At 46.9% G+C, this 7,670-nt stretch carries 8 protein-coding genes; 1 reads left to right on the top strand and 7 read right to left on the bottom strand.

Annotated features, from left to right (window positions below; translation table 11 throughout):
* Positions 1-140 precede the first annotated feature (140 nt).
* The 5 genes from F752_RS24855 to F752_RS0121790 form a co-directional block, all read right to left on the bottom strand.
* Positions 141-419, bottom strand: a complete 279-nt coding sequence (locus tag F752_RS24855) for a (2Fe-2S) ferredoxin domain-containing protein (RefSeq protein ID WP_017733874.1) — start codon at positions 417-419, stop codon at positions 141-143.
* A gap of 67 nt (positions 420-486) precedes the next feature.
* A complete protein-coding gene (locus F752_RS0121805) occupies positions 487-1,782 on the bottom strand; it encodes a DUF819 family protein (protein ID WP_017733873.1) in 1,296 nt (431 codons plus the stop codon).
* Positions 1,783-1,888: 106 nt separating this feature from the next.
* Positions 1,889-2,518 (bottom strand): NUDIX hydrolase, encoded by a 630-nt coding sequence (locus F752_RS0121800; RefSeq protein ID WP_026135917.1) that lies wholly within the window; start codon positions 2,516-2,518, stop codon positions 1,889-1,891.
* Between the two features lie 77 nt (positions 2,519-2,595).
* Positions 2,596-3,132, bottom strand: coding sequence for a ferritin (locus tag F752_RS0121795; protein ID WP_026135916.1), 537 nt, complete (start codon positions 3,130-3,132; stop codon positions 2,596-2,598).
* A gap of 162 nt (positions 3,133-3,294) precedes the next feature.
* Positions 3,295-3,648, bottom strand: a complete 354-nt coding sequence (locus tag F752_RS0121790; protein WP_017733869.1) for a hypothetical protein — start codon at positions 3,646-3,648, stop codon at positions 3,295-3,297.
* Positions 3,649-3,848: 200 nt separating this feature from the next.
* Between F752_RS0121790 and F752_RS0121785 the strand changes: the two genes are divergently transcribed.
* On the top strand, positions 3,849-4,400 hold the full coding sequence (locus F752_RS0121785; protein WP_017733868.1) for a DUF4142 domain-containing protein: 552 nt from the start codon (positions 3,849-3,851) through the stop codon (positions 4,398-4,400).
* 97 nt (positions 4,401-4,497) lie between these two features.
* Here F752_RS0121785 and aceA read toward each other — a convergent pair whose 3' ends face one another.
* Both aceA and aceB read right to left on the bottom strand, forming a co-directional pair.
* Complete coding sequence (gene aceA / locus F752_RS0121780; protein WP_017733867.1) at positions 4,498-5,772, bottom strand: isocitrate lyase; 1,275 nt, start codon at positions 5,770-5,772, stop codon at positions 4,498-4,500.
* 125 nt (positions 5,773-5,897) lie between these two features.
* Entirely contained in the window at positions 5,898-7,511 is a 1,614-nt protein-coding gene (aceB, locus tag F752_RS0121775) for a malate synthase A (RefSeq protein ID WP_017733866.1), read from the bottom strand.
* Positions 7,512-7,670 lie beyond the last annotated feature (159 nt).

Below are 7,670 nucleotides of genomic sequence, written 5' to 3'. Positions count from 1 at the left end.
AATATTTAATTATTTATTATTGTAAAAACCTGTATCGCTATTCTAGGACGAGACAACTCTATCTCTTGTAAAAGGTCAAAGAATGGCATCATTCCAGCAACCTCATAGAAACCAACAGCCCATGAGCGCAAGCAAGCCCGTTAATCGACTTTCTGCAGCACCAGCTCATCAACAATAATCGGAACCTGGCTCTCTTTTACTTTTCCCAACCAATGCTGCCCCACAATGGCGACAGGGGCCTCTTTACAGCGGCCGGTACATTTGGTTTTAATTACCTTTGCAGAACCTTTTAGCCCCCGGTCTTTTAATTCTTTTGAAAACTGTTTCTGCAGATCTTTAGCCCCGCTTTTACAACAATCTTTGCCATTGCACACAAATACAAAGTGGCAGTACTTATCGTAATCTTTATCTTTTCCCATTCGTAAAAGGTATCTCAGTTAGGTTAACTGAAAAAGAAGGAAAATAATTTTACGGGAGCAGAAATATTTAACCGATTACACCCGCCATCCACTGCATTAGCAAACCGCAAATATAGGCGGCATATGTACCAAGGGCATAGCCCAGCACCGCCAGCAGAACACCTACAGGCGCCAGAGAATCATGGAAGGCAGAGGCCACAATGGGTGCAGAAGCGGCGCCTCCCACATTGGCCTGACTTCCTACTGCGGTAAAGAAGAAAGGCGCCTTTATCAGCTTACCCACACTGAGCAGCACGGTTACATGCACCAGCATCCAGACCAGCCCTACAGCAAACATTCCCGGATTATCGGCGATACTGGTGATATCCATTTGCATACCTATGGTGGCCACCAGTATATAAATAAACACACTGCCTAAACGCGAAGCCCCAACCCCTTCCAGCCTTCGGGCCCTGGTAAATGACAGGGCAAGCCCCACGGTAGTGGCTATGACCACCAGCCAAAAGAAGTTACTTGTAAGGCTAAACTCATTCAGCCATTTATAAGGCCGTACACCAGTCTCTTCATCCACCACAGTGGCCATATCTGAAAGCACAGGAGTAATTAAATCGGCTAAAAGGTGCGATACACCTGTTACACCAAAGCCAATCCCCAAAACAATCATGGTAAGGGTAAGGGTAGGCATTTGGGCTACACTCAGGCGGTACGACTCAATTCTCTTTTTTACATCTTCAATGGCACTCGCATCCGCATTAAAAAGCTTATCGACTTTTTTAGAGCGACCGGCACCAAAGAGCAGCACAGCCATCCAGATGTTTGCCACAATTACATCCACCGTTACCATGGTAGAGAAAATATCGGGGTCGGCTCCAAATACTTCCAGCATCGCTGCCTGGTTAGCTCCGCCGCCAATCCAGCTTCCGGCAATCGTACTCAATCCCCGCCAAACCTCATCGCCCGCTACGATGGCCGGGTCGAAGAGCGAAACCACATACATGGCTATGGGGCCTCCAAGCACAATACCTACCGTACCTGCCAGAAACATAATGATGGCCTTGGGCCCGAGGCGGAGAATACCTTTAAAATCCACACTGATGGTCAGCAGCACCAGGGCTGCAGGCAAAAGATAACGCGAAGCCACAAAATACAGCTGCGAGCTTTCCCCATCTACAATATTAAAAGTGTTGAGGAGTGAGGGAATAAAATAACACAACAGCAGGGAAGGAATAACAGAATAAAACTTCTTCCAGAAGCTACTTTCACTGCTGGCGGTATAAAATACCAGGGCCAGAATGATCATCAGAATACCGAATATTACGGCATCATTTGTCAGGAGGGCCTCCTGCTCAATGGCTTCTTCCATGGGTTCTTGGGGTTCAGATTATTGTTGAGAAAGTCAAAACTAAAATTTCTGGCCGAAATAAAAAAACCTGCCGGCCCCCAGCAGGAATATTTCAACAGCTTTCTTTTTAATCCAGCTCCCGAACCACCGCCAGAAATTCGCTCAGAATCATGGCCGTGGCACCCCATACCACCTGCTCTTCTACATTAAAATAAGGAATTTTCACCCTCATTCCGCTCGCCAGGTTCTGGTAAGTGTGCTGAATGGTTTTGCTATCCAGCAGCAGGTCCAGCGGGGCTTCAATAATATTTGCCACCTCTACGGGGTCAGGAATAAAGTGTGGCCGCTGTTTTACCCATCCCACCACCGGCAGCACCAAATAATTGGAAGGAGGAATGTAAAGTTCACTCAGGGTCCCCAGCAGCTCTACCTGATGAGGCAGGATTCCCATCTCTTCGTGTGCCTCCCGGAGGGCTGTCCGGATCTTGTTCTCATCCTCCGGCTCCTGTTTACCTCCCGGAAAACTGATTTGTCCGCTGTGGTGCCCATTATATTCCGGTCTTTGCATAAGGGGCATGTACAATCGATGCTCATGCGGGTACAGGAGCAGCAAAACCGCTCCCTGCCGGGCCCTCTTAAGTGGCGCCTGCTCAAAACGTTCATCTTCCAGGCGCATGGGCGACATATGCGCCTGCGCCTCCACGCCCGGCAAAGCCTCCTTTAATCGTTGTTTAAGTTGCGCAATAAATAAATCCACCGTCCTGCGATTTTTCCTGAATGGAAAAAGCTTCCGCCAGGCAGAAGCTTTCTTTGTTATAACGTACGGAAAAGGGCTTATTCAGTTGCGTCACCTTCATATTTGATTTTCGGAATCTGCTTATCAATGGTAAAGGTACCTACTCCTTCTTCGCCTATTACATCGAACAGCTCAAGTGCCCGACGGGCTACAAACTCCTCTTCGATTTGCTCATTAAGGAACCACTGCAGGAAAGTAACGGTAGTAAAATCCTGCACCTGGTGACATTTCCCTACAATACGATTGATCGCCTGTGTAACGGCTATTTCATTTTCCAGTGCCTGCTCAAAAACACTCCGGAAGTTATCCCACTCCTGCTGAACATTGGCTACTTCAGGCGAAACAGCATTTCCACCAAGGTCTGAAACATATTTGAATATTTTGAGCATGTGGCGGCGCTCTTCTTCTGCCTGTTCATAAAAATACCCTGCACTTCCTTCAAATCCATGGCGGTCGCACCAGGAGGCCATCGCAAGGTAGGTTGCCGAAGCATGTGCCTCACGCTTAATTTGCTCGTTCAGGGCACTTTCTATTTCTTCTGATAAGGAAGTTCTAAGTCTAAGTATATCTTTCATATGCATTATTTTAAGTCTAAAAAAATGGCAGACCACAAAGTGTCGCTCTTTCATTAACTACATACGAATATACGGCATTGTTCCCTATACAACACTATGGGAAACAAATTTGAAATAATTCTAAATCCAAATAGAAAAAAGGAATAAATAGAGAGGAGGCATTTAGCTGAGCACCGGCCGGTAAAGACGCTCGTAAATAATGCTATTGAGCTCCAACATTACGCGGGCTCCGTTCAGGAGGTTTCTCAGCTCAAGGATTTCAGGAATAGTCAGCACAAAACAACGGTCACAGCCACAGGAAGAAAAGATTTCCACATCGTGGCAGGCAGAGGGGCTGTTAAGCATTTGCTCAATATCAATGGCATCGAGCCGGCGTTTCAGGCCAAAGAAGCAGGGAAGTTTTAAAGTAGAGCTTTCGCCCTGCCACTCCAGAATAAAGCGATAATCGCGGTTATCCTGCAAAACCTTTCCGTTGATGGTGCTGTAAACTTCTGAAACTGCCTGTTTTCCGACCATTAGTTAATTCCTTACTTTTATGCTTACAAAGATAAGGCCTATTTGTAATCAGTCCAAATAAATATCATTTAATTCCCCAACCTCAAGAATTCTTCAGTCAAAAATCATTAAACCATGCCAGTGGCAGCCATTTTTCCTGTATAACCATTTAATCCAGACACCGTTTATTGTGTAAAGAATCAACCATAAAAATTAAACACATGAGAATTTTATACATTCCCTTCTGTATGCTTTTACTGCTGATGGCTTCCTGTACTCCGGGCAACCTGAGCTTCAGTGAAGCCATGGAAAGAAATAACGATAAGTTCGAAACAGAGGAAGAAAGAGAAGATGCCGCCTTTTTGGTTGAAGCAGCCGATTATAACCTCCTGATGACGAAATTATCGGACATAGCCGCTAACCAGGCTTATTCCAGGGTTGTAACTGATTTTGGTGCAAAAAGCCTTTCCGACCATCAGCAAATAGAAGCAAAATTAAGGCAGCTGTCGAAAGAAAAGAAAGTTGCGCTGGGTGCCGAAATTGGTGAGCGGCATCTGGATATGCTGGAAGATGTAAAGCAGGCCGATAAAAGAAATATAGACCGGATTTACCTCAACACCATCGAAATTATTCAGGAGCGGGTGCTCAGAATGTACGAAGAGGCCGCTCTAAATGCCAACGATGCAGAAGTCAGGGCTTTTGCCGCTTCACAGCTTGAAATATTCCGGAACCACAACCGGAGGGCACAGGAGATACGCGATGAATTGATTTAGCTTTTAAAGATTAAAGAACTCTCACTTTAAAAGAGGCCGGCCCCCAGCTTTATCCTGAGGGTGCCGGCCTCTTTACCGGACCTGAGTGGATGCTCTGTCAGAACTGAGCCTCTTCCGTCGATCCTTTGAGAGCGGAAGTGGAGGCCTGCCCTTTGGTAACTGTATTCTGCACCGCATCGAAGTAACCGGTACCCACAAATGACTGATGCTTCACGGCTTTAAAGCCCTGGGTCTGCAAAGCAAACTCTTCCTGCTGCAGTTCAGAGTAAGCCGCCATACCGCGGTCGCGATAAGCACTGGCCAGTTTAAACATACTGGTATTAAGGGCATGGAAACCAGCGAGGGTAATAAACTGAAACTTAAAGCCCATCTCGGCAAGGTTCTCGCGGAATTCCAGCATCTCAGCCTCCGTTAACTTCGCTGCCCAGTTAAAGCTTGGAGAACAGTTATAAGCCAGCAGCTTAGCAGGATATTTTGCATGAATAGCCTCTGCAAACGCCCTGGCTTCTCTTAAATCAGGATGAGGGGTTTCCATCCACAACAGGTCGGCGTACGGAGCATAGCTCAGCCCCCTGTCAATGGCCTGCTCCAGCCCGTTCTTTACTTTATAAAAGCCTTCAACAGTTCTTTCGCCAGTCAGGAATTTATGATCCCGCTCATCGATATCGCTAGTGAGGAGCCCGGCAGCATCAGCATCGGTACGGGCAATAATAAGGGTAGATACACCCTCCACATCGGCAGCCAAACGCGCCGCTACCAGCTTGTTAATTGCCTCGGAAGTAGGCACCAACACCTTTCCGCCAAGGTGGCCGCATTTCTTGGCGGAAGAGAGCTGATCTTCGAAGTGAACGCCGGCTGCCCCTGCCTGTATCATGGCTTTCATCAACTCAAACGCATTAAGATTGCCTCCAAAGCCCGCTTCGGCATCTGCAACGATAGGTGCCAGAAAATGGATATTACCCTCTCCTGCCAGTGTCTGCACCTGGTCGGCCCGCAGCAGGGCATTGTTAATACGGCGCACTACATTCGGAACGGAATCGGCCGGATACAGGCTTTGGTCAGGGTACATACAGCCGGCAAGGTTAGCATCGGCCGCTACCTGCCAGCCGCTTAGATATATCGCTTTTAAGCCGGCACTTACCTGTTGCACCGCCTGGTTACCGGTAAGGGCACCTAAACCTGCCACATACTCTTCGGTGTGCAGTAAGTTCCAAAGTCTTTCGGCCCCTAAACGGGCAAGGGTATGTTCAATAGGATAGCTTCCCTGTAATTTTACGACCTCTTCTGCCGTATAAAGGCGTTCAATGCCTTTCCAGCGTGGCTTGGTGTTCCATTCTTCGAGTAGTTGGTTAATACGATCTTGTTTTTTCATGGCTACAGATTTAAAAAATTGATGATTAGTATAAGATTAGTTAAGAGAATTATTTTGGACATAGCTTTCCTGCTTTCTGCCGGAACAGAAATTAAAAGTCAGAAAATTAAATAGTTATGAAAGCCCTATTCTAAAAGCTCATAAGCTTTAAGGGTCAGGAATTCTTCAAATTCATCGGATAATACCAGTTCCCGGAACAGCTGCTTCCCTTCCGCAAAGTGACCGTTTTCGAACCGCTCCTTGCCCAGCATAATTTTTATCTTTTGAAGCTCTTCTTCTATTACCGCTTCGATTAAGTCTTTACTTACCAGCTGCCCGCTATCGAGTTTTACCCCCTGGTGATACCATTGCCACACCTGTGCACGGCTAATTTCGGCGGTAGCAGCATCTTCCATCAGGTTGTAAAGAGCTGCCGCTCCCGTACCACCCAACCAGTGCTCGATATATAAAATCCCTACATTGATGTTCGTCCGAAGGCCTGCTTCTGTAACTTTACCTCCTTCGATGCGGGTATTCAGGAGGTCCTGCTGACTTACCTGTACCTGCTCAAATCGCTTGTCCTTCTGATGAGTCTTCCCTTCCGAAAACCTGCTGCTGATTTGTTCGGCGGCGGTATCGACCAGGAAGGGATGCGCCACCCAGGTGCCGTCATAGCCACGACTGGCTTCCAGCTCTTTATCCTTTTTTACCTTCTCAAAAGCCCGCTGGTTTACCTCTTCCTCTTTTGCCGGAATAAAGGCCGACATACCGCCAATTGCATGCGCCCCTCTTTTATGGCAGGTTTTTACCAGCAGCTCTGCATAAGCTCCCATAAAAGGAGCACTCATTCCTACCTGCACCCTGTCGGGTAATATAAAATCTTTGTGCTTTCTGAACTTCTTAATCAGGCTGAAGATATAATCCCAGCGGCCGGCATTTAGTCCTGCCATATGGTTGCTGAGGGCATAAATAATCTCATCCATCTGGAAGGCTGCGCCTATGGTCTCTATCAGCACGGTGGCTTTAACAGAGCCTTGCGGAATACGTAGGTAATCCTGCGCCTCCACAAATACCTTATTCCAAAGCACCGCTTCTTCATAACTTTCAAGTTTTGGAAGATAAAAATAAGGACCACTGCCCCGCTTCAGCAGCTCTGCGGCATTATGGAAAAAGAAAAGGCCAAAGTCGAAAAGCGAAGCTGAGATCTGCTCCTGAGCAGTGCCCCCCTCTCCTACCAGCACATGTTTTTCTTCCAGGTGCCATCCACGCGGGCGGACTGTAAGGGTTGCAGTTTCCTTCTTCAATGCATAGGTTTTACCATTTGGTGCAGTAAAGTCTACCTGGCGCCGGATGGCATCGTATAGATTCTGCTGTCCCTCCATCATATTTTGCCAGGTGGGGGCGCTGGCATCTTCAAAATCGGCCATAAAAACCTTTGCCCCGGAGTTGAGGGCATTAATAACCATTTTCCTGTCGACTGGTCCGGTTATTTCCACCCGGCGGTCCTGCAGGTCTTCCGGTATAGGAGCCACGGTATAATCACTTTCACGGATTGAACGGGTATCTTCCCGAAAATTGAGGAGTTGACCCTCATCGAGCTTTTGCTGCAATTCTTTTCTTTGCCGGAGTAACTGCTTACGCTCTGCATTAAACTTCCGGTGCAGGTGAAGCAAAAATTGTAGCGCCTCAGGCGTAAGTAGTTTTTCGTAAGGCTTAGCCTTTACCTCTATGGCGGGGGCTGTGTCGGTAGCTGTTGGCATGATAAAAAATGGTTTAGGAATGATAAAAAACTAACTATTCCAATATATAAAAGCGAATTTAGAATTACAAGCGAATTTTCGCTAAAAATGTTTTTTACGTTTTAAAAATTTTTTCGCTAATCCTTTCACTTTCACTAAAATGTTTATATTTGCTTTGCA

Origin of the sequence: Nafulsella turpanensis ZLM-10 (genome assembly GCF_000346615.1) — a bacterium.
GTDB classification, from domain to species: Bacteria; Bacteroidota; Bacteroidia; order Cytophagales; family Cyclobacteriaceae; genus Nafulsella; species Nafulsella turpanensis.
This window is presented reverse-complemented; position numbering and strand designations above follow the sequence as displayed.

Bases quoted from the DNA above. Each gene is read 5' to 3' on its own strand.
- F752_RS24855 (WP_017733874.1), bottom strand. From the start codon at position 419: ATGGGAAAAGATAAAGATTACGATAAGTACTGCCACTTTGTATTTGTG.
- F752_RS0121805 (WP_017733873.1), bottom strand. From the start codon at position 1,782: ATGGAAGAAGCCATTGAGCAGGAGGCCCTCCTGACAAATGATGCCGTA.
- F752_RS0121795 (WP_026135916.1), bottom strand. From the start codon at position 3,132: ATGAAAGATATACTTAGACTTAGAACTTCCTTATCAGAAGAAATAGAA.
- F752_RS0121790 (WP_017733869.1), bottom strand. From the start codon at position 3,648: ATGGTCGGAAAACAGGCAGTTTCAGAAGTTTACAGCACCATCAACGGA.
- F752_RS0121785 (WP_017733868.1), top strand. From the start codon at position 3,849: ATGAGAATTTTATACATTCCCTTCTGTATGCTTTTACTGCTGATGGCT.
- aceA (WP_017733867.1), bottom strand. From the start codon at position 5,772: ATGAAAAAACAAGATCGTATTAACCAACTACTCGAAGAATGGAACACC.
- aceB (WP_017733866.1), bottom strand. From the start codon at position 7,511: ATGCCAACAGCTACCGACACAGCCCCCGCCATAGAGGTAAAGGCTAAG.